Origin of the sequence: Pantoea sp. UBA5035 (genome assembly GCF_002415245.1) — a bacterium.
Classification (GTDB): Bacteria; Pseudomonadota; Gammaproteobacteria; order Enterobacterales; family Enterobacteriaceae; genus Pantoea; species Pantoea septica.
Genome location: NZ_DICD01000010.1, coordinates 100,384 through 127,032 on the forward strand (window position 1 = coordinate 100,384; position 26,649 = coordinate 127,032).

At 60.3% G+C, this 26,649-nt stretch carries 29 protein-coding genes; 19 read left to right on the forward strand and 10 right to left on the reverse strand.

Translation table 11 applies throughout. From position 1 onward, the window contains the following. Positions 1-41 precede the first annotated feature (41 nt). Positions 42-1,610 (reverse strand): methyl-accepting chemotaxis protein, encoded by a 1,569-nt coding sequence (locus B3229_RS06905; RefSeq protein WP_286870188.1) that lies wholly within the window; start codon positions 1,608-1,610, stop codon positions 42-44. Positions 1,611-2,001: 391 nt separating this feature from the next. Then, complete coding sequence (locus B3229_RS06910; protein WP_033788740.1) at positions 2,002-2,964, reverse strand: chemotaxis protein; 963 nt, start codon at positions 2,962-2,964, stop codon at positions 2,002-2,004. Positions 2,965-3,141: 177 nt separating this feature from the next. On the opposite strand from B3229_RS06910, the gene B3229_RS06915 reads away from it, so the two are divergent. Then, a complete protein-coding gene (locus tag B3229_RS06915; RefSeq protein WP_048785571.1) occupies positions 3,142-3,534 on the forward strand; it encodes a YgiW/YdeI family stress tolerance OB fold protein in 393 nt (130 codons plus the stop codon). Positions 3,535-3,597: 63 nt separating this feature from the next. Here the strand turns inward: B3229_RS06915 and dbpA are convergent, their stop codons facing one another. Continuing rightward, the gene (gene dbpA / locus B3229_RS06920) at positions 3,598-4,980 is read right to left on the reverse strand and encodes an ATP-dependent RNA helicase DbpA (protein WP_286870189.1); all 1,383 of its coding nucleotides are present in this window, start codon (positions 4,978-4,980) and stop codon (positions 3,598-3,600) included. A gap of 407 nt (positions 4,981-5,387) precedes the next feature. On the opposite strand from dbpA, the gene B3229_RS06925 reads away from it, so the two are divergent. From B3229_RS06925 to yniD, 5 genes are all read left to right on the forward strand, one after another. Beyond that, positions 5,388-5,600 carry a hypothetical protein gene (locus B3229_RS06925; protein ID WP_286870190.1) on the forward strand — a complete coding sequence of 71 codons (213 nt, stop codon included), beginning with the start codon at positions 5,388-5,390 and terminating at the stop codon, positions 5,598-5,600. Positions 5,601-5,842: 242 nt separating this feature from the next. Next, positions 5,843-6,610: a transcriptional regulator LldR gene (lldR, locus tag B3229_RS06930; RefSeq protein WP_048786463.1), complete on the forward strand. Its 768-nt coding sequence runs from the start codon at positions 5,843-5,845 to the stop codon at positions 6,608-6,610. Positions 6,611-6,628: 18 nt separating this feature from the next. After that, positions 6,629-7,816: an FMN-dependent L-lactate dehydrogenase LldD gene (lldD, locus tag B3229_RS06935; RefSeq protein ID WP_048786465.1), complete on the forward strand. Its 1,188-nt coding sequence runs from the start codon at positions 6,629-6,631 to the stop codon at positions 7,814-7,816. A gap of 44 nt (positions 7,817-7,860) precedes the next feature. Beyond that, positions 7,861-8,289 (forward strand): OsmC family protein, encoded by a 429-nt coding sequence (locus tag B3229_RS06940; RefSeq protein WP_033752779.1) that lies wholly within the window; start codon positions 7,861-7,863, stop codon positions 8,287-8,289. 115 nt (positions 8,290-8,404) lie between these two features. Continuing rightward, the gene (gene yniD / locus B3229_RS06945) at positions 8,405-8,512 is read left to right on the forward strand and encodes a small membrane protein YniD (protein ID WP_096072666.1); all 108 of its coding nucleotides are present in this window, start codon (positions 8,405-8,407) and stop codon (positions 8,510-8,512) included. Positions 8,513-8,628: 116 nt separating this feature from the next. Here the strand turns inward: yniD and B3229_RS06950 are convergent, their stop codons facing one another. The 3 genes from B3229_RS06950 to B3229_RS06960 all read right to left on the reverse strand — a co-directional run bounded on the left by B3229_RS06950 (position 8,629) and on the right by B3229_RS06960 (position 9,914). Further along, entirely contained in the window at positions 8,629-8,868 is a 240-nt protein-coding gene (locus B3229_RS06950) for a hypothetical protein (RefSeq protein ID WP_033752778.1), read from the reverse strand. Between the two features lie 109 nt (positions 8,869-8,977). Then, positions 8,978-9,148 (reverse strand): hypothetical protein, encoded by a 171-nt coding sequence (locus tag B3229_RS06955; RefSeq protein ID WP_094078501.1) that lies wholly within the window; start codon positions 9,146-9,148, stop codon positions 8,978-8,980. A 118-nt stretch (positions 9,149-9,266) separates the two neighbouring features. After that, positions 9,267-9,914 (reverse strand): CPBP family intramembrane glutamic endopeptidase, encoded by a 648-nt coding sequence (locus B3229_RS06960; RefSeq protein ID WP_033788745.1) that lies wholly within the window; start codon positions 9,912-9,914, stop codon positions 9,267-9,269. A 217-nt stretch (positions 9,915-10,131) separates the two neighbouring features. Here B3229_RS06960 and B3229_RS06965 point away from each other — a divergent pair, with 217 nt between their 5' ends. Together B3229_RS06965 and B3229_RS06970 are read left to right on the forward strand one after the other, a co-directional pair. Beyond that, complete coding sequence (locus tag B3229_RS06965) at positions 10,132-12,726, forward strand: bifunctional diguanylate cyclase/phosphodiesterase (RefSeq protein ID WP_286870191.1); 2,595 nt, start codon at positions 10,132-10,134, stop codon at positions 12,724-12,726. A 265-nt stretch (positions 12,727-12,991) separates the two neighbouring features. Continuing rightward, positions 12,992-13,288 (forward strand): I78 family peptidase inhibitor, encoded by a 297-nt coding sequence (locus tag B3229_RS06970; RefSeq protein WP_216492215.1) that lies wholly within the window; start codon positions 12,992-12,994, stop codon positions 13,286-13,288. Between the two features lie 143 nt (positions 13,289-13,431). Here B3229_RS06970 and B3229_RS06975 read toward each other — a convergent pair whose 3' ends face one another. After that, positions 13,432-13,680 (reverse strand): biofilm development regulator YmgB/AriR family protein, encoded by a 249-nt coding sequence (locus B3229_RS06975; RefSeq protein ID WP_286870192.1) that lies wholly within the window; start codon positions 13,678-13,680, stop codon positions 13,432-13,434. 404 nt (positions 13,681-14,084) lie between these two features. Here B3229_RS06975 and B3229_RS06980 point away from each other — a divergent pair, with 404 nt between their 5' ends. Next, positions 14,085-15,356: a multidrug efflux MFS transporter gene (locus B3229_RS06980; RefSeq protein ID WP_286870193.1), complete on the forward strand. Its 1,272-nt coding sequence runs from the start codon at positions 14,085-14,087 to the stop codon at positions 15,354-15,356. Here the strand turns inward: B3229_RS06980 and B3229_RS06985 are convergent. Beyond that, positions 15,241-18,366, reverse strand: a complete 3,126-nt coding sequence (locus B3229_RS06985) for a beta-galactosidase (protein ID WP_286870194.1) — start codon at positions 18,364-18,366, stop codon at positions 15,241-15,243. The genes B3229_RS06980 and B3229_RS06985 overlap by 116 nt on opposite strands. 263 nt (positions 18,367-18,629) lie before the next feature. On the opposite strand from B3229_RS06985, the gene B3229_RS06990 reads away from it, so the two are divergent. The 4 genes from B3229_RS06990 (at position 18,630) to B3229_RS07005 (ending at position 21,432) form a co-directional block, all read left to right on the forward strand. Then, complete coding sequence (locus B3229_RS06990; protein ID WP_286870195.1) at positions 18,630-18,788, forward strand: hypothetical protein; 159 nt, start codon at positions 18,630-18,632, stop codon at positions 18,786-18,788. Positions 18,789-18,997: 209 nt separating this feature from the next. Next, positions 18,998-19,252: an anti-adapter protein IraP gene (iraP, locus tag B3229_RS06995; protein ID WP_048786477.1), complete on the forward strand. Its 255-nt coding sequence runs from the start codon at positions 18,998-19,000 to the stop codon at positions 19,250-19,252. Positions 19,253-19,360: 108 nt separating this feature from the next. Then, entirely contained in the window at positions 19,361-19,669 is a 309-nt protein-coding gene (locus B3229_RS07000; protein WP_048786480.1) for a PsiF family protein, read from the forward strand. A 236-nt stretch (positions 19,670-19,905) separates the two neighbouring features. Continuing rightward, positions 19,906-21,432, forward strand: a complete 1,527-nt coding sequence (locus tag B3229_RS07005; RefSeq protein ID WP_286870196.1) for an FAD-dependent oxidoreductase — start codon at positions 19,906-19,908, stop codon at positions 21,430-21,432. A gap of 35 nt (positions 21,433-21,467) precedes the next feature. On the opposite strand, the gene proC is transcribed toward B3229_RS07005, so the two are convergent. Continuing rightward, positions 21,468-22,280, reverse strand: coding sequence for a pyrroline-5-carboxylate reductase (gene proC / locus B3229_RS07010; RefSeq protein ID WP_286870197.1), 813 nt, complete (start codon positions 22,278-22,280; stop codon positions 21,468-21,470). An 87-nt stretch (positions 22,281-22,367) separates the two neighbouring features. Between proC and B3229_RS07015 the strand changes: the two genes are divergently transcribed. Genes B3229_RS07015 through B3229_RS07025 form a run of 3 tightly spaced genes read left to right on the forward strand, consistent with a single transcriptional unit; the run spans position 22,368 to position 23,789 of the window. Continuing rightward, complete coding sequence (locus B3229_RS07015; protein ID WP_048780827.1) at positions 22,368-22,877, forward strand: hypothetical protein; 510 nt, start codon at positions 22,368-22,370, stop codon at positions 22,875-22,877. A 9-nt stretch (positions 22,878-22,886) separates the two neighbouring features. After that, the gene (locus tag B3229_RS07020) at positions 22,887-23,330 is read left to right on the forward strand and encodes a DUF421 domain-containing protein (protein WP_033752766.1); all 444 of its coding nucleotides are present in this window, start codon (positions 22,887-22,889) and stop codon (positions 23,328-23,330) included. Positions 23,331-23,339: 9 nt separating this feature from the next. After that, positions 23,340-23,789, forward strand: coding sequence for a YaiI/YqxD family protein (locus B3229_RS07025; protein ID WP_286870198.1), 450 nt, complete (start codon positions 23,340-23,342; stop codon positions 23,787-23,789). Positions 23,790-23,791: 2 nt separating this feature from the next. Here the strand turns inward: B3229_RS07025 and B3229_RS07030 are convergent, their stop codons facing one another. Continuing rightward, positions 23,792-24,496, reverse strand: a complete 705-nt coding sequence (locus tag B3229_RS07030; RefSeq protein ID WP_286870199.1) for a DUF2076 domain-containing protein — start codon at positions 24,494-24,496, stop codon at positions 23,792-23,794. Positions 24,497-24,776: 280 nt separating this feature from the next. On the opposite strand from B3229_RS07030, the gene aroL reads away from it, so the two are divergent. From aroL to B3229_RS07045, 3 genes are all read left to right on the forward strand, one after another. Continuing rightward, complete coding sequence (gene aroL, locus B3229_RS07035; RefSeq protein ID WP_048780825.1) at positions 24,777-25,301, forward strand: shikimate kinase AroL; 525 nt, start codon at positions 24,777-24,779, stop codon at positions 25,299-25,301. 122 nt (positions 25,302-25,423) lie between these two features. Further along, positions 25,424-25,615, forward strand: coding sequence for a YaiA family protein (locus tag B3229_RS07040; protein WP_033752762.1), 192 nt, complete (start codon positions 25,424-25,426; stop codon positions 25,613-25,615). 269 nt (positions 25,616-25,884) lie between these two features. Next, positions 25,885-26,646 carry an IclR family transcriptional regulator gene (locus B3229_RS07045; protein WP_048780824.1) on the forward strand — a complete coding sequence of 254 codons (762 nt, stop codon included), beginning with the start codon at positions 25,885-25,887 and terminating at the stop codon, positions 26,644-26,646. Positions 26,647-26,649: the final 3 nt, after the last annotated feature.

The following is a 26,649-nucleotide window of genomic DNA, read 5'->3' on the forward strand; positions in this document are numbered from 1 at the left end:
CACATCGGGCGGCCCTTTCGGGTCGCCCGATGCTGAACGGCTTACTGCGCCGGACGCAGCGCGCCGGTTTTAAACACGCTCATCGCCTGCGCCATGCGCTCTGCCTGATCCTGCAGCGCCTGCGACGCGGCGGAGGCTTCCTGCACCAGCGCGGCGTTCTGCTGCGTTACCGCTTCCATCTGGGTAATCGCCATATTGATCTCGCTGATGCCGGTGCTCTGCTCGCTGCTGGCAATAGTGATTTCACTCATAATGCCGGCCACGCTCTTCACGCTGTTGACCACCTCGCCGATGGTTGAGCCGGCATGGGAAACCAGCTTGCTGCCTTCCTCTACTTTGGCCACCGAATCTTCAATCAGCAGTTTGATCTCTTTCGCCGCTGACGCCGAGCGCTGCGCCAGATTGCGCACTTCGCTCGCCACCACGGCGAATCCGCGTCCCTGTTCGCCCGCGCGTGCCGCTTCGACGGCGGCGTTGAGCGACAGGATGTTGGTCTGGAAGGCGATAGAGTCGATGACGCTGATGATATCGACGATTTTCTTCGACGAGAGCGCAATCGCCTCCATCTTCTCAATCACCTGTTCCATCACTACGCCGCCTTCACGCGCGACCGCTGAGGTGCTCGCCACCAGCTGATTGGCTTCGCGCGCGTTGTCGGCGTTGTGCTTCACGGTAGAGGTCATTTGCTCCATCGCCGAGGCGGTCTCCTCCAGCGAGCTGGCCTGCTGCTCGGTGCGGGTGGAGAGATCCAGGTTGCCGCTGGAGATCTGATTCGAGGCGACGGCGATGGTGTCGGAGCCGGTGCGCACTTCGGTCACAATGCTCAGCAGGTTGTCGTTCATCTGCTGCAGCGCGCGCATCAGCACGCCGGTTTCGTCGCGGCTGTCGATGGTGATTTTCGAGCTCAGATCGCCGGCGGCGACGCGTTCGGCGACGCCGACCGCTTCGGTCAGCGGACGCACAATAGAGCGGGTCAGGTAGATGCCCAGCATGATCGAGGCGAGGATCGCCAGCGCGGCGCACACCAGCGTAATCATAATTGCCGTGCTGGCGGCGCTGACGATGGTCTGGCCTTCGCTGCGCAGCTGCGCATCCTGCGAGTTGGCGAATTTCTCCGCGCCCTCAAGGAAGGCGTTCTGGCTTGGCGTCATGGTTTTCAGCGCGTAGACCCCGGCATTCTCGAAATCGCCGGCTTTGATCAGCGCGATCAGCGCGTTTTTTGCGGTTTCAAACTGCTGACCCGCCTCAATCAGTCCCTGAATTTTCTTTTTGCCGACGGCGGTGACCTGAATGGCGGCAATGCGGTTCATCGCGGTATTGGTGCGCTGGGTCGCTTCATCCAGCTGGCCGTAACGCTTGAGGTTTCGGTCGGGATGCGCGGTGTCGATCACCAGGCCGCGCAGGTATTTAATCTGATCGTTTACGCCGTCGCGCACGTCGAAGGCGAGGCGCACTTTGACGTAGCGGTCGTCGACGATAGCGGAAATGCCGCTGTTAATGCTCTGAATTTTGCTGACGGTAGTGACGCCGATGATCACCATCAGCACCACCACAATGCCGAAGGCGACGCCAAGCCGGGCGCCGACCTTCATATTTTTTAAACTCCACATCTCTGTTCTCCCGCGATGACATCGAATGTTGCTGCTGCAATAGTTAAGTTTTTTAACGCCTGTGCGTGACCAGCCCAGGCCGCCCAATAGCGATTAAAAATGAGAGCTGGCGCACAGGTTATCGGATGTTTTTGTTTTGACTTTAATTTTTTCCAAGCGGAATCTGCCCGACAGAACGGCATTAAAAGGACGTTGAACAGCAACCATAAGCCGCGAAGGCGGCACTACGGCGGCGATGGGCGATCAGATTAACCAGGCTAAGCAGTTGAATAACGGCGGTCAGCGAGTAGACGGGCAGGACAGCAAGGCGAGAAGGAGAAAGCGGCAGGAGAGGCGATGAGAGGGCAGCAGAAAGGGAACACGCGACGTAGCGTCGCGTGTTGAGTGCGCATCAGGGCGCTTTTTCCAGCACGCTGTGGATCACGGCGGAAAGCTCGTTGATTTCAAATTTGGCGACGTAGCCGTCGGCGCCGACTTTACGCACGTGATCTTCGTTGGCGCTACCGGAGAGCGAGGAGTGGATCACCACCGGAATGCGCTTCAGCGTCTCTTCGCGTTTGATATTGCGGGTCAGGGTAAAGCCGTCCATCTCCGGCATTTCGAGGTCGGTCAGCACCAGCGCAATTTTATCGTGGATCGATTCGCCCGCCGCCTGCGCAGCTTCGTTCATCTCTTTAATCTTCAGCCAGGCTTCCAGCCCGGTGTTGTGCATCAGCGCGGGAATGCCCATGCTCTTCAGGCCCTGCTCCAGCAGCTGACGCGCCACTTTTGAATCTTCCGCCACGATGGCGACCGCGCCGGGCTTGAGTTTAAAGCTGCGCACGGTCTCCGGCGCCGGCTCGACGCCGCGCACCGAAGGGATAACGTCATAGAGGATCTGCTCGACGTCGAGCACCATCGCCAGGCTGTTGCTGCCCTTTTCATCGTCAAGGCAGGCGATGCTGGTGATATTGCGGCCGCCAATCCCTTTCTCGGCGGTATGCACCTGGCTCCAGTCGAGGCGCACGATGTTATCCACCGACTCCACGGCGAAGGCCTGGGTGTTGCGCGCATACTCGGTGACCAGCAGCAGGTTCAGGCCGGTTTCCGGCGTGCAGCCCGCTACCGCCGGCAGATCGATTACCGGGATAAACTGGCCGCGAATATTGGTCATGCCCAGCAGCGGCGAGCGCATGCCGGCCGCGCGGGTGATGGGCTGCATCGGCACAATTTCGCGCAGCTTGAAGACGTTAATGCCGAACAGCTCCGATTTACCTTTGGCCTGATCGGTACCGAGACGGAACAGCAGCAGTTCAAAGCGGTTCGATAACGCCAGATTCGCTCTTTCATCTATCTCTTTTTGAAAATTATCCATCGTTGCTCTGCCTTGCTGCCGCCTGTGACGCGGCGAAAGTGAATGATAAGAGCGTTATCGGCACGGTTGGCTAAAAAGTGAGAGGCGGGCGCGCAAATTTGATCGCGCGGGCAGTTAGCGATTCTTGTGCCAGGCTTAGTGGGTAACAACGGAAAAATTTCACTAAAGGAGCGCACCATGAAAAAAGTCATGACGTTTACGCTGTTGGCCGTTTTGAGTCTGCCAGCGCTGGCTGAGAAGGGCGGTTTTGAAGCGGGCGCGACGCCGCCGCCGCAGAAAAAACAGGATGCAGGTTATAAAGGTTCAGAGGATACCGGCCAGACCCACATCAACCAGATCCGCGATTTTCGTCAGGACGGTTACGTCACGCTTGAAGGCTATATTCTGAAGAAGCTGCAGGGCGATAACTACCAGTTCCGCGACAGCACCGGCACCATCACCATTATCGCGCCGGAGAAAACCTTCGACGGCAAAACTTATAAAGCGGACGAGCAGGTGCGCGTCAGCGGCCGCGTACACGGCAAAGGCGAGAAAACGGTGCTGCACGTCACGCAGATCGATCTGCCGTAACCATCAGACCCTTTTATTCCCGGCGCGGGCAAGTTAACGCCCCGCGCCGTTCCAGCGTGACGCTCAGTCCTGCAGCAGAATCGCCCGCACGCTTTTACCCTTCATTTTTCCCTGCTTTAGCCTGACCAGCGCCGCTTTAGCTTCGCTCGCCGCGACGGCGACATAGGCGTGAGTAGGGGTGATATCGATTTTGCCGATCTGATCGGCGCGAAAGCCCGCGTCGCCGGTCAGCGCGCCGAGAATATCTCCCGGACGAATCTTCGCTTTACGGCCGCCGTCGATGCAGAGCGTCATCATGGCGGCCGGCAGCGGCTGGCGCGCGCCTTTTTTCAGCGCGCTTGCCGCCAGCCAGCGAAGCGGCTGCTGGAGAAAATCTTCCAGCGCGTGGGCGCGCGCCATTTCGTCCGCCGCGACAAAGCTTACCGCGCTGCCCTGTTCGCCGGCGCGCCCGGTGCGGCCGATGCGGTGCACATGCACCTCGGGATCCCACGCCAGCTGATAGTTCACCACCATCGCCAGCGCTTTAATATCCAGGCCGCGCGCCGCCACGTCGGTCGCCACTAATACGCGCCCGCTGCCGTTGGCGAAGCGGATCAGCACGCGTTCGCGATCGCGCTGCTCCAGATCGCCATGCAGCGCCAGCGCGCTGATGTTCTGCTGGTTGAGCGCGGCGGCGATATCGTCGCACTCGCGTTTGGTATTGCAGAACACCACGCACGAGGCCGGCTGACGCTGCGCCAGCAGTGCCTGCAGCAGCGGCAGCTTTTCGCTCGGACTCGCTTCGATAAATTCCTGTTCGATCGCAGGCAGCTCGCTCACCTCTTCGGTGGCAACATGCAGCGCGTCGCGCTGAAAGCGCGCGCTGAGCGAGGCGATGCTCTCCGGCCAGGTGGCAGAGAAGAGCAGCGTCTGGCGGCTGGCGGGCGTAAGCGCCGCCACCGCTTCCATATCGTCGCGGAACCCCATCTCCAGCATGCGATCCGCCTCGTCGAGCACCAGCGTGTCGAGTTGATCGAGCTTCAGCGTCTCGCGTTTCAGGTGATCGAGAATACGGCCCGGCGTGCCGACCACGATGTGGGGCGCGTGCGCCAGCGAGTCGCGCTGCGCGCTGATGGGCTGGCCGCCGCACAGGGTGAGGATCTTAATATTGCGAGTAAAGCGCGCCAGCTGACGCAGCACGTTGCTGACCTGATCCGCCAGCTCGCGCGTCGGGCAGAGCACCAGCGCCTGAGTAACGTAGCGGCTGCTGTCGATATGCTGCAGCAGGCCGATGCCGAATGCCGCCGTTTTGCCGCTGCCAGTTTTGGCCTGCGCCCGCACGTCGCGTCGCGCCAGGATCGCAGGCAGGGTGGCGGCCTGAACAGGGGTCATCTCAGTGTAGCCCATGTCGGCCAGATTGGCGATCTGGCTGGCGGGAAGATCGGTAAGGGTAGTAAATGCGGTCACGGGCGGCCTCGGCGGCAAAAGGTGGTCGAAAAATAGCGCGGCAAGTCTGGCAGAATGTGCGTCGCGCGGCAACCTGCGAAAAGGGTTACCTGCATGATAGCTTCACCCGGCGGGCGTTTAGGAATAACCCGAAGATCGGTGAGAATGGATGTTATCTTCTAATGATTTTACCCGCCGGCAGGCTGTTTGTGCATATCGTGTGGCGTTTCAAGGCCAATGAAAACTTTATAACTGCTCGAATAAGCAAATTAATTTCTTTTTGTATCAGATGATTCCCTTTTTTATACTCCAGCAAAAGAATTAATCATTAAATAAAGTCACCGATGCAGCCGATAAAATAATCACCGCAATTGCTTTATATTTAGCGCGCCATACTTCTATTACAACGACAGTTTGAGGGTTCTCCATTGAGTAATATTGCCCAGGGATCACATGAAGAAGTGCTGAAAATCGTTGACCGCGCAGTGCTTACGCTGCATGTCCACGGTGAAAGCTTATCTGCTGACAAGGTTGTCTCAATGATCGGCTGCTATGCCGAAAGCGCGGAACAGAACCAGCAGCAGCTGTTTGCGCTGGCGATGGAGATGATGACGGCCCAGAAATGGGCGAAGAGCGCCTGACGTCGTCGTCTCAGTTGAACCAAGCCTCCAGCCGGAGGCTTTTTTTATGCCTCTCTCTTTTTTTTCGACTCGCCTTATTGGTCCTACCAATTCAAGCCTGCTTTTTAGCACCAGTCACAGAAGCGGAAAAATCGCGCCGTAAAGGTTGTCTCTGGTTAACAAAAGATTAACCATTCAAACTCTTATTGTCGCGCAGCGCGCCTTTGGTCCGACCAAAAAAGCGCGCCGCTTTGGGATAACGCATGAGTGAATCGACTTCGACGGCCGCAGAGCATCTTGTGGTGCGGCTGCGGCGCTATATCGAGCAGCAAAAGCTGGAGCCTGGCATGAAGCTGCCCGCGGAACGCCAGCTTGCCGCTGAGCTGGGCGTGTCGCGATCGTCGCTGCGCGAAGCGCTGCAACAGCTGATCAGCAGCGGCCTGCTGATCAGCCGTCGCGGCGGCGGCACCTGGCTGCGTCAGCAGCTGGCCCCCTGGGCGGAACAGCGCATTGTCGCGCCGGTGCGTGCGCTGCTGCAGGATGACCCCGACTATCGCTACGACATTCTCGAAGCGCGCCATGCCATCGAGGCGAGCACCGCCTGGTATGCGGCGCAGCGCGCCACCGAGGCGGATAAGGAGCGGCTGCGGCTCGCTTTCGACGCCACGCTGAAGCTGAAGGAGAGCGACGATCCCGACCTCGCCGCGCAGGCCGACGTGCGCTTTCATCTCGCTATCGCCGAAGCGTCGCACAATGTGGTGCTGCTGCAGACCATGCGCGGCTTCTTTGCGCTGCTGCAATCCTCGGTGCTGCAAAGCCGACAGCGTATGTACAGCCAGCCGCCGATTTTCGCCCGCCTCACCGAACAGCATCAGCGCCTGCTCGACGCCATCCTCGCCGGCGAGGCCGAGGCGGCGCGCCGGGCGGCGATGGATCACCTCGGCTTTGTCCACGCCACCCTGAAAAGCCTGCATGAAGATGAAGCGCGCCAGGCGCGCATCACGCGTCTGCCAGGCAATGACACTTTTTAACCGCAAGGAAACTGACCTGTGATTATCTCTGCCGCTTCCGATTATCGCGCCGCCGCGCAGCGTATTCTGCCGCCGTTTCTTTTCCACTACATCGACGGGGGCGCCTATAACGAGCGCACCCTGCAGCGCAACGTCGAAGATTTGGCCGACGTGGCGCTGCGCCAGCGCGTGCTGAAGAATATGTCCGATCTCAGCCTGGAAACTCGCTTGTTCAACGAAACCCTGGCGATGCCGGTGGCGCTGGCGCCGGTCGGGCTTTGCGGTATGTACGCGCGTCGCGGCGAGGTGCAGGCGGCGCGCGCCGCGGCGCTGAAAGGCATCCCTTTTACCCTGTCGACGGTCTCGGTCTGTCCGATAGAAGAGGTGGCGCCCGCCATTAACCGCCCGATGTGGTTCCAGCTCTACGTGCTGCGCGACCGTGGCTTTATGCGCAACGCGCTGGAGCGCGCCAAAGCCGCTGGCTGCTCGACGCTGGTGTTTACCGTGGATATGCCGACGCCCGGCGCGCGCTATCGCGACGCGCACTCCGGCATGAGCGGGCAGCACGCCGCGCTGCGCCGCTACTGGCAGGCGGCGACGCACCCGCAGTGGGCGTGGGACGTCGGCCTGCACGGTCGTCCGCACGATCTCGGCAATATCTCGACCTATCTCGGCAAACCGACCGGGCTGGAGGATTATATCGGCTGGCTGGCGAACAACTTCGATCCCTCTATTTCCTGGCGCGACCTGGAGTGGATCCGCGAATTCTGGGACGGCCCGATGGTGATCAAAGGCATTCTCGATCCTGAAGACGCGCGCGATGCGGTGCGTTTCGGCGCGGACGGCATCGTGGTGTCAAACCACGGCGGCCGCCAGCTGGACGGCGTGCTCTCCTCGGCGCGCGCGCTGCCCGCTATCGCCGATGCGGTGAAAGGCGATATCACTATTCTTGCCGACAGCGGCATTCGCAACGGGCTGGACGTGGTGCGCATGATCGCGCTCGGCGCCGACAGCGTGCTGCTGGGGCGCGCCTGGCTTTATGCGCTGGCGACGCACGGCCAGCGCGGCGTAGAAAACCTGCTTTCGCTGGTGGAAAAAGAGATGCGCGTGGCGATGACCCTGACCGGCGCGAAATCAATCGCCGAGATCACGCGCGACGCGCTGGTGGATGCCGGCGCGGCGCTCACTAATGCAGCCGTCGCGCCGCGTCCGCGTGCCGTTAGCTGAGGCTTGTCTATACTTACTCACTCTTCATCAACAGGAGGAATAAAATGACTATTCACAAGAAAGGATCGGCGCACTGGGAAGGCGATATCAAAGGTAAAGGCACCATCAGCACCGAAAGCGGCGTGCTGAGCCAGACGCCTTACGGTTTCAACACCCGCTTCGAAGGCGAGAAGGGCACCAACCCGGAAGAGCTGATCGGCGCGGCGCACGCCGCCTGTTTCTCCATGGCGCTGTCGCTGATGCTGGGCAATGCCGGCCATAAGCCGCAGAGCATCGATACCACCGCTGACGTCTCGCTGGATAAAAAAGGCGAAGGCTTCGCCATCACCAAAGTGGCGCTGAACAGCACCATCAGCCTGCCGGGTATCGACAGCGCGGCGTTTGACGAAATCATTCAAAAAGCGAAAGCGGGCTGCCCGGTCTCGCAGGTGCTGAACGCCGAGATCACCCTCGATTATACCCTGAATAATTGATCCAGCAGGTCGCCCTCAATCGGCGACCGCGCTATGCTGGCTGACACGGGTTCTGATGAACCGCAATGGATGCGCCCTGGGGCGCATCTTTTCTTTCTGCGGAAGGAGGAGAAGCGTGGCGAAATATCTGCCGGCAAAAAGACACTGGAAAATGGTGCTGGTGCTGCTCTGTATTTGCGGCGCGTTGATGCTGATCCGCTGGGCGGCGATGATATGGGCCTGAAGGCGTGGATTTGCCGCCACAAGCTGGGCGTATTAGTGATGATCGTGCTGGCGCTGGAGCTGATTCACTTTCTGTTGACCTCATCCTGGCTGCCCTGGGTCTCCCACTGAGCCGCGTCACACATATTCACGCTCTTCCTGCTCGCGCCGTTTAGCGCGCACGTCGCTACGGGCGATACGATACGCCTTGCCAGGATCGCCGGCGACGAACTCGAAGGTCGGCGAATAGTAAAACGGCAGCCAGCCGCCGAAGCCGCTTTCCCACTCCCAGCGCACCGGGCAGGGCCAGATAATGCCGTCATACAAAATGTAATAAACCCAGCGTCCAGTCGGACGACGGGGGCGTGGTGTTTTCATGGGGATCACAACGATAATAGGTTAAAACAGCTTATATTTTGAACGCTGTTGCCGCAGGCTGCAACGTTTAAACCGCTTCTTTTTTCTTCACATCCTTCAGCGGCCTTAATTAACGATGCACTTCGCCGCACAGCAGGACCACGCCAGGGCGCACTTTATGAATACGATCCGCCATGGTTTCACAGGCTGCTTTGGTCGGGTAAATGCGCTCCGACACCGGCAGGGCATCGCAGGCATCATGGCCGCAGGCGCTCACTAACAACACAAATCCAATCAACATGGCTCGACTCCTTTACACGGTCTCGTTGGTACGGACTGTGATGCTTAGATTCCTTTTTTACGATCCAGTATAGACAAACGTGACGGCGCGGCATTATCAGCCTGAGCGGTATTGCGTCTCAGGAGAAAAACCAGGCGGGCAGCAGGGCGATAAGGTTGTTGAAGGTATGCAGGAAAATCGGCAAGGCCAGGCTGTTGCTGCGCAGGCGCGCATAGCAGAGCAGCAGGGAAAAGAGCGTCAGCGCCACCAGGGTTTCCCAGTGTACGTACTGAGTATGCATCGCCGCGAACAGCAGCGACGTCAGCAGCATGCAGGCGAAGCGGCTGCGCGGCGCCCACAGCAGAAATCCCTGCAGCAGAAAGCCGCGAAACAGCACCTCTTCGAACACCGGCGCCAGCAGCACAGCGGTCAGCAGCAGGATCAGCATCGAATTGCGGCCCTGCTGCGCCTGCTCTACCAGCCAGCCTTCAGGCTGCAAAAACTGCGTCTGGGCCGCCATCAGCGCAAACAGCGCCAGGATAAACAGCAGCGTCTGACGAATGCGCAGCTCGCCCAGCGGCAGATCGCTGCGGCGCTGGCAATAAAAGCGGTAAAGCGGATAGATCACGGCGAATTCAAACAGGCAGAGCACCGGCACCAGAAGACCGTCGTTACGCAGCACGCCGTAGTTGGGAAACAGCGTAATCAGCATCGTCACGAGGTAATAGACCACAAAGCTGCCGACGTAGAACAGCGTCAACGTCACTCTGTCGGGATTGGTGTTCATAGGCAACCCAGCCACTGGAGGAAAGCGCATAGTAGCAACGCGCCCGATCCCTGTCGAGGGAGGCGCGCGTACAAACTTAACGCAGTAATTTGCCGCCTCAGGCTAAAACCGCGACGCCGCGCGCCGATAACCGATTAAACCTGTTTGGGCCTGCGACGTCAGCTGTCGACGCGCTGTTGCCCGAGCCTCTTTTATCGCTTTGCTGTGAGCGCCCCTGATGACTTTTGACCCACCGGAATCGCCGTCGCGCCGCTCTGCGCCGGCGGCTGAAGATCGCACTCTGCGCAGCACGCGCCGCAGCCTGCGCATCTTTTCGCTGCTACTCTCCGGCGTGCTGCTGCTCGTCGTGCTGATGGTGCTCGTTATCGCCCAGCGGCAGAACCGCGACGCGACGGATCACGATCGCCAGCGGCTGCGCCAGGCGTGGGACGCCCGGCAGGAGACGATGCTGACCGACGTGCGCGACTACGCCTTCTGGAGCGAGGCGTGGCGCAACCTGCATCTGACGCTAAACAAACGCTGGGCATGGGATGAGGAGAATATCGGGCCGGATCTCTACAACGAGTATCACTACGAAGGGGTGTTCGTGGTGGATAATGCGGGCCGCACGCGCTACGCGGTGATTAACGGAAAACTCGCCGATCTGCCGCTGGAGGCCTGGCTCGGCGCGCACAGCGCCTCGCTGCTGCGCGACGCGCGCGGGCTGCAGAACGCGGCGCTGGCGCGCAACGTCGTGATTGAGCAGCAGCCCGCCATTGTCGTGGCGGCGCCCATCTCAAGGGGCAAAGCGGCGGGTCTCTCTGAGCGGCCGGGCGCTCCCTCGGTGCTCGTCTTCGTTAATCTGTTCACGCCGGCCAAATTAGAGGCGCTGGGCAAAATGCTCGACGTCCTGGCGCCGCGCGGCACTGCGGACAATGACGCGCGCCAGCGCCCGACCATGACGCTGGAGGCGATAGACGGCGGGACCGTGGCGCTGCGCTGGCAGCCGAAAATGCCAGGCACGCGCCTGCTGATGCTGCTGCTGCCGATACTGGCGGCGGTGGCGCTGCTCACCGGCTGGATTACGCGCCGCGTCAGTCGCCACGCGCTGCATCACGCCCTGCTATCCGATCGCCGTTTCGCCATGCTGACCCAGAGTCAGCAGGAGCTGGCCAACAGCGAAGCGCGCTTCCGCGACCTGGCTGAAGCGGCTTCAGACTGGATCTGGGAAACCGATGAGCACGGACGGCTGATCTATCTCTCCTCCCGCTTCCATCGCCTGACAGGCCATCAGATTGCCGACTGGACGGGCGAGCATATCGATCGTCTGCTGACGCACTCCAGCCACTCGCTGGTGGCCTGGCTGATGCGACAGGAAGATAGCGACTCCTCCGCGCCGCTGCGCTGCCAGTTTATGAGCGCGCAGGGCGAACGCCGCATCGGCCATCTGGTGGCGAAAACCATCTGGCACGAGGGGCGTCGCGCCGGCTTTCGCGGCACGGTGTCGGATATCACTCAGGGAATGGAGGCGGAGGCGCGCATTCAGTTTCTGTCGCGCCACGACGCGCTCACTGGACTCGCCAACCGCATTCAGCTGCAGGAGTTCCTGACGCGCCATCTGGAGCCGCCGCTGCTGGCGTCGCCGCTGGCGATCGTCAGCCTCGATCTCGACCAGTTCAGGCCGCTGAACGATAACTGGGGGCACGCGGCGGGCGATCAGGTGCTGAATCAGCTGGCGCAGCGGCTGCAGCGCGGCGTCGACGCGCACGAGCTGGCGGCGCGGCTGGGCGGCGACGAGTTCGTGCTGGTGCTGCAGGAGGGTGACGCCGACGTGGTGGCGCACCGCTGCGCCCGGCTGCTGCAGGAGGTGCAGCAACCGATCTACACCGGCCAGCACGCGCACTATCTCACCGCCAGCATCGGCATCGCCTGCGCGCCGCAGGACGCCAGCCACCCCGAGGCGCTGCTGCGCATGTCGGATATCGCCCTGAACGAAGCGCGCGCCGCGGGACGCAACCGCTGGGTCTGGTACGCCAATAATATGGCCAGCCAGCGCGAGCATAAGCGCGAGATGGCGAAACGCATCGAACAGGCGTTGCTCAACGACGAATTTTGCCTGCATTACCAGCCGCGCTATCAGCTGCAAAGCGGCAGGCTGGCGGGAGCGGAGGCGCTGATTCGCTGGCAGCCCGAGGAGGGGCCGCCGATTACGCCCGATCGCTTTATTCCGCTGGCGGAGGAGAACGGCCTGATCGTGGCCATCAGCGACTGGGTGCTGGCGCGCGCCTGTCGCGACGCCAGCGCCTGGGGCGCAGAACGCTATGTGTCGGTCAATATCTCGCCGGTAGAGTTTCGCACCAACGATTTGGTGCAGCGCGTCGCGCGCGCGCTGGTGAGCAGCGGGCTGCCCGCCACGCGGCTGGAGCTGGAGATCACGGAAAACGTGACGTTCGAGCATCCGCAGCAGGCGCTGGAAGTGATGCAGGGGCTGCGCGCGCTCGGCGTCAGGCTGACGGTAGACGATTTCGGCACCGGCTATGCGGCGCTGGGTTATCTGAAGACCTTCCCGTTTAACGGCCTGAAGATCGATCGCTCCTGGATGAAAGATTTTCCAGAGTCGCAGCAGGCGGAGTCGGTGGTAGCGGGCATTATCGCGCTGGCGCACGCTTTTGCGCTGACGATTACGGCGGAAGGGATTGAGACAGAAGCGCAGCTCGACCAGCTAAAGCGGCTATCCTGCGAAGAGGGGCAGGGCTACTTTTTGGGACGCCCCGTGCCGCTGTCGGACTTTACTGCGCTTCTGGAAACCCCATCTCAATCCATTCGGGCTTAACGCACTTTGACCGCTACGGCGGTCATCAGAACGGCAAAGCCCACGAAAATTGCCAGTTCCATACGATCCTCCTCAGAAAAGTCCTAATAATTTTAGCGCTCCAGCGGAGAGGTTTTGTTCCGTAAGTGCGATTTATCTGAAAAGTTCGGGGCGCAACGTCGTAAACAGGCTGTTCGCGACCATCTTTTTAGCCTTTAAGGGTTAAGCCGGCCGCGCGCCTTTGCTACTCTCTGGGGCGAGTTCACCACGTTCATGAGGAGAAAACGTGAAATATTATGGAAAAGCGCTGCTGGCGCTGGGCATGTTCGCCTTAACCGCCTGTCAGTCAGCGAATAAACCTGATAACACCGCAGCAGACGCGGATGCGGCAAGCGACACCTGCGGCGCTTCGCAGTATCAGAGCTATGTCGGCAAGCCGATTAGCGCCGCCAGCAGCCTGCGTCTGGAAACGCCGGTGCGGGCCATTCGCTGGAACAGCGCGGTCACGATGGACTTTAACCTGCACCGCCTGAACTTCCTGGCGGACAAAAACGACGTTATCAGTCAGGTCTACTGCGGCTAAGGCGTCATAAAAAAAGCGTCGCATTGTCATGCACTGGTCATCAACGGAGCCGAGGATAGATCGTGGATAACAGAGATTTCCACGTCACTCTCAATATGCAATGCTCGTCTTGTTTATTCCCGCTTCGGCGGGAATTTTTTTGCTTATTCCGACGAACCGGTTTCCATTAACTGCGCCAGCAGTTGACGATAATTCTCCAGACGGCGCGCGTCGCCTTCCACCTCCAGCCGTTCAATAACCCGCGCGATCACCGCTTTATTGGTAGCGGGCTCGCCAGCTTCCATTAGCTCGCGCAGGATCACCGCCAGCAGATCGGACTCCTGCGGGGCGTTCCACGCGGGGCTGTTGAAATAGTCCACAATCGCACGGCTGGCACTGTTTTGAACTCTCATATTCACCTCCGCTAAGGCGACGGCGCGTCTGTCACGACCTGCGCAGCGCAGCGTGATAGTCAACGTGATGGGTAACTGTGGACCTCGCCGCGACGGGAAGTGGCGGAGGCGTTAGCGCAGCCGGAAAGCCGCACCTGCGCCAGAGAAACTGGCGTTTTTTTAAACATACAACCGACGTCTGAACTTGTCAGTAACAGGCTGACATATTTTTTCATCTCTGCTGACACTCAGCCAGCAGCCCCATCGACATTCACTGCAAAAAAGCGCTAACAGCCTATATACGGCAGTGAAAAGGGCCTGAGGCAGCGAAAAACGGTTTTTTTCTTTTCGTGCCATCATTTGTCGCTCAGCGACAGAGCGCCGTTGATAGACTGTGACCTCCCTCTGTCAGCGCCCGTTTGCTCATGCCACGCACAATTGAATCCTGGAAAATCAATCTTATCTCAGTCTGGTTCGGCTGTTTTTTCACCGGCCTGGCCATCAGTCAGATCATTCCTTTTCTGCCGCTCTATATCGAACAGCTCGGCATCAAAGGCGGTGATGCGCTTAGCCTCTGGTCAGGACTCACCTTCAGCATCACCTTTGTGATCTCGGCCGCCGTCGCGCCGCTGTGGGGCAGTCTCGCCGATCGTAAAGGACGCAAGCTAATGCTGCTACGCGCGGCGTTCGGCATGGGCGTGGTGATCCTGCTGCAGGCCTTCGTTACCCAGGCCTGGCAATTACTGCTGCTGCGCGCGCTGATGGGGCTGACCTCGGGCTATATTCCCAACGCGATGGCGCTGGTAGCGGCGCAGGTGCCGCGCGACCGCAGCGGCTGGGCGCTGAGCTGCGTCTCGACCGGCCAGATCGGCGGGGTGATCCTCGGGCCGATGCTCGGCGGGCTGCTGGCGGACTGGGTCGGCCTGCGCATGGTCTTTATCGTTACCGCCGCGCTGCTGCTGGTAAGTTTCCTGGTGACGCTGTTTCTGATTAAAGAGACCGGCTATACGCCGGTGAGTAAAAAGGACAAGCTGAGCGGGCGCGAGGTGTTCGCTTCGCTCGACAACCCCAGGCTCATGCTTTGCCTGTTTGTCACCACCATGGTGATCCAGATGTGCAACGGCTCGGTTAACCCGATTCTGACGCTGTTCGTGCGCGAACTGGCGCCGACCGCGGATAACATCGCCTTTCTCAGCGGGGTGATCGCCGCGCTGCCGGGCATTTCAGCGCTGATTGCCGCGCCGCGCCTGGGCAGGCTGGGCGACCGTATCGGCACCCAGCGGATTCTGCTGGCGACCATGGTGGTGTCGCTGCTGCTGCTGATCGCCATGTCTTTCGTCACCAGCGCCACCCAGCTCGGCGTGCTGCGCTTCCTGCTCGGCTTTGCCGACGGCGCGATGATGCCGGCGGTGCAGACGCTGCTGGTGCGCCACTCGCGCGACAACATTACCGGCCGTATTTTCGGCTACAACCAGTCCTTTATGTATCTCGGCAACGTCGCCGGCCCGCTGCTCGGCGCGGCGGTGTCGGCGCTGACCGGCTACCGCTGGGTCTTCTTCGCCACCGCGCTGGTGGTGCTGGTTAACGTGCTGCTGCTGAAGCGCTTTTACCGGCGTCCACGTACGGTGCTGGAGCCGAAGGGGAAAAGCGCAGCGCATAGCGCCAGCGACGCTGAGTCAACAGAAACTCGGCGCTGACGCTCGGGCTCCAGGAGTCGTCGCCGCCTACGCCCATATGCGCGGCGTCGAGATGCAGCCAGCATCCCGGCTCCGCACGCAGCAGATGGCGGTGCGTCGCGTCGCGCAGCTGCTCAAGGCTGTAGCGGCTCAGCGAGAAGCTGAAGTCGCCGCTGACGCGCCAGCCTTCCGCCTCCAGCCGCCGCGTGCCGCCGCGCAGGCCGTTTTCGCTCGGAAAAACGTAAGGGGTATGCAGCGCGTCGAGAGGCAGCTGCCAGCGCGAGAACTGCGCCGCCAGCTGGCGATCCGGATAGTTTTCATGGGGGCCCAGCCCCAGCCAGGTAACCTGCTGCGGCGCGGCGGCGAGCTGACAGCGCAGGCCGATGCGCGCCGGCGCGGGCGCGTCGGCGGCCTGTTCCACCTCAACCTCCAGATGCATTTCGCCCAGCGCGTCGAACCGGTAGCGTTTGTGGCTGAGAAAGGCGAGCCGACCCTGGGCGTACCAGCCGTGCAGCACGCTGATCTGCACCGCGTCCGACAGCGTCGAAGCCTCTGTTCGCTCTACGCGGCAGGTCATGGCGTCGTAGCCGGCCGCTTTCCAGCGCTCTGACCAGGCGTTGGGATCGACGCGCTCCGCTTCACTGGTGCCGATATCGTTATCGAGCGGCGCGCGGATAAAGCAGTCCTGCAGCGGCGACAGCAGCCTCGCCTGCTCGTCGACCAGCCACTGCGTCAGCTCGCCGCTTCTGCGGTTAAACTGCCAGCGCTGATTGCGGTGCGTGACGGCGATAGCCGTCTCCTCCATGCTGAGCCTCGGCGGCTCGCCCGCACTCGGCTGCGGCGGAAGCGCCAGCGCGGCGGGCAGCGGCCACTGATGCCAGGCGACGCGCCAGTCGGCGTCAGACCAGGCGGTGGCGGCGCGCTGGTGTACGGCGACGTTTAGCCAGCACTCGCCGGTAAGATCCGCTATCGGCGGAACGCAAATGCGCTGCATTCCCTGGGGCGCGATATCCAGCGCGGTTTCGCCCTGCGCCACGACCTCGCCCTGCTGCTCAACGCGCCAGCGCAGCACCTCATTATCGCTGCGGCGAAACAGGTAGTCGCTGCTGACGGTAAAGCTAAAGGGATCGTCGGCGTCCGGGGTAAAGTGGAAGAACTGCTGCGCGCGCTGCGCTTCAAACAGCGCCGGATGCGGCGTGCGGTCGGCGAACACCAGACCGTTCATGCAGAACTGGCGGTCGTTAGGCTTGTCGCCGAAGTCGCCGCCGTAGGCCTGCCAGGGCTGCCCGTTTTCATCGTAGCGCGTCAGGCTCTGGTCGACCCAGTCCCAGACGAAGCCGCCCTGCAGGCGCGGAAACTGACGAAACGCCTGCCAGTATTTTGCAAAGCCGCCGAGGCTGTTGCCCATGGCGTGCGCATACTCGCACAGGATCAGCGGCCGGTTTTCGCCCGGCAGGCCGATCCACTTTTTCAGCGACCATTTCGGCACGGCGGGGAAGGGCTGATCTTCATCGACGCGCGCGTACATCGGGCAGAGAATATCGGTCGCCGCGCTGTTGGCGCCGCCGCCTTCATACTGCACGGGGCGCGTCGCATCGGCGCTTTTCACCCAGCGATAGAGCGCGTCGTGCGTGCTGCCGTGCCCCGACTCGTTGCCCAGCGACCAGATAATAATGCTGCAGTGGTTGCGGTCGCGCTGCACCATGCGCGTGACGCGTTCGCTAAAGGCGGCAAACCAGCGCGGGTCGTCTGCCAGGCGGCTCATCGGCTGCATGCCGTGGGTTTCGATATTGGCTTCGTCGACCACGTAGAGGCCATAGCGGTCGCACAGTCGATACCAGAGCGGATGGTTAGGGTAGTGCGAACAGCGCACCGCGTTGAAGTTATGCTGCTTCATCAGTTCAATGTCGCGCCGCATCGTCGCTTCATCCACCACCTGGCCTCTCTCCGCGTGATGTTCGTGGCGATTCACGCCGCGTATCAGCAGCGGCTGGCCGTTCAGGCAGAGCAGGCCGTTTTCGATAGCGACGCGGCGAAAGCCGACATCGTACGCCTCGACCTCAATGGTTTCGCCCTGCGCGTCGAGCAGCGCCAGCGTGACGCGGTAGAGCGTCGGCGTTTCTGCGCTCCACAGCGCGGGCGCGTCAACGCGCAGGCGCAGCTCGGCGCGATCGGCATAGTGGCCGCGCTCGTCGATAATCGCGCTGCCGAGCGGCTGCTCGATGACGCCAGTCTGCTTGCCTTCTCGCCACAGCGTCAGCCGCAAACGCAGCGCCGCGTCCTGAGCGGTGACGCGTACCCGCGCCACCAGATCCGCGCTGCGATATTCCGGGCTCAGCAGCGTCTCCAGCTGGACATCCGCCAGGTGCGGCGTCGGCTTATGCAGCAGCGAGACGTCGCGGAAAATGCCGCTCATGCGCCACATATCCTGGTCCTCCAGCCAGGTGCCGTCGCTCCAGCGCAGCACCATCACCGCCAGGCGATTCGCGCCGCGCACCAGCGCCGCGCTGAGGTCGAACTCAGCAGGCAGACGGCTATCCTGGGAGTAGCCGATAAACCGGCCGTTGCACCACAGGTAAAAGGCGGAGCTGACGCCGTCAAAGATAACGCGCGTCTGTCCCGTTTCAGGCCAGCTGTCGTCAAGAGTGAATGTGAGCGAGTAACAACCTGTAGGGTTCTCTGCCGGCACGCACGGCGGCGTCGCCGCGATTGGATACTGGACGTTGGTATAAATGGGGGCGTCATAACCGTGCATCTGCCAGTTAGCGGGTACCGGCAGCCTTGCTGCGTCAGGCAGATCCTGCTGCAGCCAGCTTTCCGGCACCGATTCAGGACGGTTGAAGTAGCTAAAGTTCCACGCGCCGTTCAGGCTGCGCTGCGCGGCAGAGGGCTGCTCGTCGCGCGCCGCCTCTTCGCTGCGCCAGCTGGCGAAAGGCGGATGGGCATCAAGGCGATGCAGGCTGGTGACGACCGGGTTCTCCCAGTCGCGGCGGGCAAGAAGTTGACTCAGCGAAATCGGCGGCGTTGACATAGCGGTGTCCTTAAATTGTATTGCGCTCACAATGCAGGGTTTGCCGCGCTCTGTAAAGAGCGAAGGTTTAATGAAAGGGGCAATTTTTTAACGCGCTCTGCGCCGTGAACCGCCACGATGTCGGTTTTATGTCACTTTCGTACCAGTAAATTGTTAAGCCTGGTATGCAAGGATTAATACCGCCCTGAGTCAGAGAATTCTCTCTTGTCGCCTCGGTTTGCCGCTCATACACTCAGCCCGATTTCATCCATCCTGAGGTTGTTATGGTACGTATTGTTAAACTTGCCGCGGTCGTGGCGCTGGCGACCGCGCTGAGCGGCTGTATTTTCCCGCCCCCGGGCGGCGGCTGGGGAGGTCCTGGTGGCGGCGGCGGTGGCGGTGGCTGGGGCGGTCACGGTCACGGTTTTACTGGTCCGCGTTAACCCCACATAACTTCCGCTTTATTTCGGGCTGAAACGATTTGCGTCTCGCTTAATTAGCAGTAAAACGTTTCGCCCGCTCCTTAAAAAATGTTTAAGCCCTGTTTTAATAAAACACGTTATAAAGAGCCGCGGAAAATCGGCCAAAAACGCTGTTTTTTTATTTTGGCGAGTGATAACGTCTGCTTTTATTTACCCCATGGGAAAAGGGCATGAAGAACCTTATCGCTGAATTACTGGTAAAACTGGCGGCAAAAGAAGAAGAATCGAAAGAGCTGGTCGCTCAGGTTGAGGCGCTGGAAATTATCGTAACGGCGATGCTGCGCAAGCTGGAGCCGGAACAACAGCGCGCTATCGCCGCCGGTATCGACAACGCGATGCATAATGCCGATGCCGACGCCAGTAATGAAGACGCGCTTTTGTTACGTAACTACCTGGACAAATTACTTAATCATCCGCGCGTCTGATGGTTGATAGCGGAGCAGTGCGATCAGTGCTGCAAATTTGTGCAAATTTCCACCACTCTGTTTCTCTCGTGCCAGAATTAACGGATTATTCATCAAGGGAGTCATACCATGAAGTTGCATTTAACGGCAGTCGTGATGGCAGGTTTGCTGATGAACGGCGTCAGCATGGCGCAGGCCGCCGAGAAAACGGCGCAGCAGCAAAAAATGACGCAGTGCAACCAGCACGCCAGCACGCAAAATCTGAAAGGGGACGCGCGTAAATCTTTTATGAGCGAATGCCTGAAAAAAGAGAGCAATATCTCCAGCATGACGCCGCAGCAGGTAAAAATGAAAAGCTGCAACACCGCAGCGGGCGATAAAAAGCTTAGCGGCGACGCGCGTAAAAGCTTTATGAGTTCCTGCCTGAAAAAAGCCTGATATGCGGTTTATTACGGCCGCCGCGCGGCCGTAATATTCCCGCGCCACTCCCGCTTAGTTTTTTTAATATTTACACTTGCTAAAACTTTAAATAGACGCCTTAACAACGGCTTAGCCGCTTTTTTTATTTTCAGACTCTGCCTTCCGCTTTCCTTTGCCACACTTACTTTTTGTAGGGGAATAGCGGCGTCCGTCGAGGGCGCATTGTTGAATAACGACAAAGAAGGAGCCGTGTCATGAATTATCAGCCCGTCATCGCCCTAAAGGATCTGCCCGATCGCCAGCCCACCAAAACGAAAATAGCCGATACCGATATTCTGCTGGTGCGCGACGGAGAAAAGGTGCGCGCTTATCAGGCCACCTGTCCGCATGCGGGCGCGCCGCTGGAGCAGGGCGCTATCTGCGGCGATAAGCTGGTTTGCCCCTGGCATAAGGCGGTGTTTGCACTGGAAGATGGCCATATGTGCGAGCCGCTGGCGCTGGCCGATCTCAAACAGTTTCCGCTGCGCGTCGAGAACGGCATTGTGCAGGTCAATCCCAAAGCCATGTCATCTGCGACGCCCATTGGCAGCGGCGGCGACGCGCCCGTTTATGCGGTGCTCGGCGGCGGCGCGGCAGGCAGCGCCGCCATCTGGACGCTGCGCCGGGAGGGCTTTAAGGGAAAGGTGGTGCTGGTGGAACGCGAGCCGGAGGCGCCCTATGACCGCACGGCGCTGACGAAATTCGTCCCCTCCGGCAAGATGGATATCAAGAATGTGCCGCGCATTCTGAAAGAGGACATTTTGCAGCACGTCGATCGCCTCCAGGGCGAAGTAACGCGTCTCGATACGCGTGAGCAGCGTATCCACTTCGCCGACGGCGGCTCGCTGTTTTACGACAAATTGCTGATCGCCTCAGGCGGCGCGCCGCAGCGTCCCGATTTAGCGGGCAGCGATCTGGCGGGCGTACACCTGCTGCGTTCGCTGGCGCAGGCGGATGCGCTGCTCAAGGAGGTTGACCAGAGCCAGCAGCTGGTGATTGTCGGCAACAGCTTTATCGGCATGGAGATGGCGTCGGCGCTGCGCAATCGCGACGTTGAGGTCACGGTGGTGGCGCGGCATCCACTCCCTTTCGCGCGCCAGTTCGGCGAGCAGATTGGCCGCTATTTCCGCGATCTGCACGGCAGCAACGGCGTGCACTTTGTTGATGGCGAGCCGGCAGAGCTGGAGGGCGAGCAGCACGTTACCGCGCTGCGTCTGCAGGATGGCCGCCGCATCAAGGCAGACGTGGTGCTGCTGGCGACCGGCATTCAGCCCGCTACCGGGTTTATTCACAATCTGCCGCTGCGCGAGGATGGCAGCCTGCTCGCCGACAGCCAGCTGCGCGTGACGCAAAACGTCTGGGTGGCGGGAGATATCGCCAGCTATCTGACGCCGCAGGGGCCGCTGCGCGTCGAGCACTATCGCGTCGCCCATCAGCAGGGACGCATCGCCGCCTTTAATATGCTGGACAAGCGCATGATGTACGACCGCGTGCCCTTTTTCTGGACCACGCACTTCGGCACGCGCTACGAGTATCTTGGTCATGCCAGGGAGTGGGACGAGTATCGCCTCATCGGCTCGCTGGAGGAGAAAAAGTTTATCGCGCTTTACGGCCAGCAGGGCAAGCTGGCGGCGGCGTTCTCCTGCGGCATGTATACGCTCACGGCGGCGCTGGTGCTGGAGATGCAGCAGCCGATGACCATGGAGCAGGCGCTGGCGACGGTGGCGAGCCGGCAGGGATAGCGGAAGCGGGCGGAGCGGGCGCTCCGCCCTGTGCGTTACTTCTTGCTCAGCGCTTCAGACTTCGCCATGCACTGCTGCATCGCCTCCATCACGGCGGCGCGAAAGCCTTTCTCTTCCAGCACTTTCACCGCTTCGATGGTGGTGCCGCCGGGCGAGCAGACCATATCTTTCAGTTCGGCGGGATGTTTGCCGGTTTCCAGCACCATTTGCGCCGAGCCTTTTACCGCCTGGGCGGCGAACTGATAGGCCTGGGCGCGCGGCATGCCGCCAAGCACGGCGGCATCCGCCATCGCCTCGATGAACATAAAGACATAGGCGGGCGCCGAGCCGCTAACGCCGACCACCGAATGGATCAGATATTCGCTGACCACCGCCGCTTTGCCGAAGCTCTCGAATATCGTGACCACCTCGTCGATTTCCGGCTGGTCGACCAGCACGTTCGGCGTTATCGAGGTCATCCCTTCGTTGACCAGCGCCGGCGTATTCGGCATGACGCGCACGATCTTGCGGTCGTGGCCTAGCACCGTCGCCAGCGAATCGAGCGTCACGCCCGCGGCGATAGAGACCACCAGCGCCTCTTTTTTCAGCTGGCTGGCCAGATCTTTCAGCACTTTCAGGATGACGTTGGGTTTGACCGCGCCAAACAGAATATCGACTTCGCGCGCCAGCGCCTCGGCGCTCTCGGCGGCCTGAATGCCGTACTCGCGCGCCAGCGCCTCGTTGGCCTCCGCCTTGCGGTCAAATACCCAGATGTTCGAGGGCGCGACCTGGCCGCTTTTCACCAGTCCGCCGATAATGGCTTTGGCCATATTGCCGCCGCCGATAAACCCAATCTTCTTCTCCAGCATCGCCGTATCCTTAAGAAAGTTCGAAAATCTTAACGCGTTAGCTTACTTCAGCCAGGATTAATAACAAGTCAGCAAGGAGAACACTGCATGGGCGACAATGAAAATCAAAGCCGGCACTACCCGGTTAAAGAGAATATGCCGTGGCAACGTATTGAGTGGCGTATTCAGCATGCGGGCTTCGCGCTGCTGCTGCTGATTGTCGTCGCTGGCGCGGCAGGGCTGTTTTCAAAAGGCTGGCTGAGCAACCAGAGCGTCGCCAGCGCGGATAAGCGGCTGAGCGTCGATTACGAACGCTTCGGGCGACGAGAAAGCAACATGGATATGACGCTGCGTCTGAAGCAGCTGCGCGGCGACGATTATCAGATCAGGCTGCGCGGTCCGCAGCTCGACGATATTCAGCTGCAGACGCTCCAGCCGCAACCGGACGAGGCCTGGAGCACAGGCGATAGCCTGCTGCTGCGCTGGCACCGGCGCGCCGATCAGCAGGAGGCAACTATCTGGATCGGCACCCAGGCGCAGGATTTCGGCCGCTATCACCTTACCGTCACGCTCGACGACGCCTCCAGCGTACGCTTTAGTCAGTTTATCTACCCTTAGGAGAGCCATATGGAAACGGTTTTGCGCGCAGCCAGCATGTATCTGCTGTTGATGGTGGTGTTTAAAATCGCTGGACGGCGCACCCTCATGGAAATGACCTCTTTTGATCTGATTTTGCTGCTGATTATCAGCGAGGCGACCCAGCAGGCGCTGCTCGGCGATGACTTTTCCGTCACGGGTGCCGGATTGACCATCGTTACGCTGATTGTGATTGATATTCTGTTCGGCGTGATGAAAACGCGCTTTCCCCGCATGGAGCGGCTGATTGACGGCTCTTCGCTGATCCTGGTGGAAGAGGGCAAACTGCTGCGCCAGCGGGCGAAGCGCGCCGGAGTAGACGAAGAGGATATTCTGCAGAGCGCGCGTAGCTCGCAGGGACTGGAGCGGCTGGACCAAATAAAGTTTGCCATTCTGGAGAAGACCGGCAAGATCTCCATCATTCCCAAAGAGTAAGGAAAGAACATGGTTATCTGGGTTGATGCCGACGCCTGCCCCAACGTCATTAAAGAGGTGCTCTACCGCGCGGCGGACCGCACCAAAACGCAGGTGACCTTCGTCGCCAACCAGTCGCTGCGCGTGCCGCCGTCGCCATATCTGAAAACGCTGCGCGTGCCTGCCGGGTTCGACGTCGCGGATAACGAGATCGTAAAGCGCGTGGAAGTGGGGGACCTGGTGATTACCGCCGATATCCCGCTGGCGGCGGAGGTACTGGAGAAAGGGGGCGCAGCGCTTAACCCGCGCGGCGAGCGCTATTCGCCCGCCACTATCCGCGAAAAGCTGACCATGCGCGACTTTATGGACACGATGCGCGCCAGCGGCGTACAAACGGGCGGTCCAGCGGCGATGAGCCCGCGGGACCGCCAGCAGTTCGCTAACGCGCTCGACAGCTGGCTGACGCAGCGCCAGCGCTGAAATCAGACAAAGCTGTCGTCGTCGTCGTTAAAGCCGTCGAAGCTGTCGTTGCCGAGATCGTTGAAGTCGTTATTATCCGCGTAGTTGTTATCCCAGCCGTTGTTCTGGTCGAGGAAACCGCTGCCGCCGCTGTTGAAGGTGTCGAGATTGTCATCGACCTGCGGCAGCGGCGCGTCGGGTTCGTTGATAATGTTAACGATCTCTTCCGGCTGCGAGTGGTGGAACAGGCTGGTCAGCATATCCGCCATCACCACGCCGCCTGCGACGCCCACTGCGGTTTGCAGCGCGCCGCCGAGAAAGCCGGTGCCGCGCGCTGGGGCGGCAGGTGCATTGTTATATTGCTGCGGCTGCTGCGGCTGCTGCGGCGCATTGTTCCACGCCTGCTGCTGTGGCTGCTGCGCAGGCGCCTGCTGGCGCGATCCGCCGCCGAACAGGCTCGACAGAAAACCGCCGCTGCTCTGCTGCTGAGGCTGCTGTTGCTGTTGCGCCAGGCGATTCTCCAGCTCGGTGATGCGCTCGTTGAGTTTCTTCATCGCCGCTTCCTGGATCAGGATCGCCTGCGCCATATAGTAAGGCGCGCCGGGCTGCTGCTGCAGATGTTCTTTAATCAGCTGTTCCGCCGCCGCGTCACGCGGTCCGGTCTGGCTCTCGGCCTGTTTCAGACGGCTGAACAGACCCTCAATTAACTGATGTTCCTGACTGTACATAATGGCTCTCCTGTTGCGATTGAATAAGTATATGGGGACGCGGCGCGGCAAAGTAAAATCCACCAGGTAAGCAAATGTTGCCGCCGCTTGATTTGACGCGATCTGCACGAAATGCGCATGGTTAACCCGTTAATATTTAATGAAATTGGTGTGAAAGTCTGAAAAGGATGCGCAATTCTTGCTTCACGGGTGGAGGCTATAGCGGTTTCCAGTTATGATGCGTCGCATTATTAAGCGATACGCCGAGATTTACGGCCTGTAACGGCGGAGGAACTGCCCGATGTCTCTACCCATTTATCTGATCGGCGCGCGCGGCTGCGGGAAAACCACCGTGGGCGAGGCGCTATCGCGCGCGCTCGGCTACGCCTTTCGCGATACCGATCACCATCTGCAGCTCAGCACCCAGCGCAGCGTTGCGCAGATTGTGGCCGATGAAGGCTGGGAAGGCTTTCGCGCGCGGGAAACGGAGTCGCTAAAAGCGGTTACCGCGCCATCCACGGTGATCGCTACCGGCGGCGGCATGGTGCTGGCGGAGCACAATCGTCGCTTTATGCGCGAACAAGGACGCGTGATCTGGCTCAGCGCGCCATCACATATTCTGGCGCAGCGGCTGGAGAGCCAGCCGGAAGCGGCGCAGCGCCCAACGCTGACCGGCCGTCCTATCGCTGAAGAGATGGGCGATATTCTGCGTGAACGCGCGCATCTCTATCGCGACGCCGCCCACCATGAAGTCAACGCCATGCAGACGCCGGAGCGCGTTATCGACGAGATTCTTCAGTCGCTGTCGCTGGCGCGCGCCAGCTAGTTTCCGCTTTTTTCTTCAGATTCCTCCCGCTTTCCCGTCTGGGTTGCGTAGCCTGGCTATACTGATCCTCAGACGGGAATCGTCTCGTCGTGTGGAATACGATTAGCCAGGAGGGATTAAATATGCCGACCAGACCGCCTTATCCACGCGAAGCTCGCGTCGTCACCGTTGAGAAGGGACCGCCGGGCAGCACCGTAACCTCATGGGAGTTACGCGCCGATCATCCATCGCCCAATACCTTAATTAGCGAACATACGTCTGAAGCGGAAGCGCAGGATGCCAAAGTTCGCTATGAAGATGTGGAAAAAGAGTAGGATAATCTCTCTGGCAGGGACGCCAGCCTGAATACGCTTTTTCGCTGATTTCTATTTGCTGTTATTAGCTGCCTGGGCGCAGCGAAGCTGTTATCCATTCTGCTATTTCTCTTAACTCCCCTATAAAATCATTTCTCTTTGCCGCCTGCCCGGTTATTTCACTGCGCACTATTTCCCCTGACAAAAATTGACGCTTGACCCTTATTCCCCCGCGTTTTAGTTTTAACCATCGATACAGGAACTCGGTTCCATATAGTGAAACTCGCAATATGACCACACTCGAAAACGCTGCCGCGGTGCTTAAGCTGTTTCAGCAAAAAGGGGTGACGCAGGGAAATCCCGGGCTGACGTTTACCGATGTCGTCGAGGCGCTGCGCCTGCCGAAAAGCACCGTATCGCGCCTGTTGGCCACCATGGAAAGTCAGGGCATGCTGGAGCGCGACGCAGAGAGCCGCTGTTTTCATATTGGCCGCGTGCTGCTGTCGGCCGCCGGACACTATCTTTCCGCGCCGCTGGTAGACAGCGCCGCGCCGGCGATGGCGCGGCTGGCGGATAAAACCGGCAGCATCGGCTATATCTCGCGCCTCGACGGTCGCGATCTGGTGGTGATGCGCATGTTTCACGGACGCCACTTCACCCAGTTGGTGACGCCGCCGGGAAGCCGCATGATCGCCGCCGCTACCTCGACCGGCCGCGTGCTGCTGGCGCAACTCAGCGAAGACGAGGTGCGCGAGCGCTACCGCGACGCCTGGCAGCCGCTGCCGCCCAATTCGCCGCAAACGCTGGAGGCGCTCTGCGCGCAGCTGGCGGCGATCCGTAGCCAGCGCTGGTCGCTGGCGCGCAATGAAACGCTGCCCGGCATCAGTTCGCTCTCCGTCGCGCTGCATAATAAATATCACGGCGACACGGTGGCGCTTTGCCTTTCGTTTTTATCGCAGGAGAGTTCACCTGGCTATCCGCCTGCGCTGCTTGATGAATTACGCATAACGGCCAGCGACCTGGCCGAGAAATATGGCGCAACGCCACTCTGAATT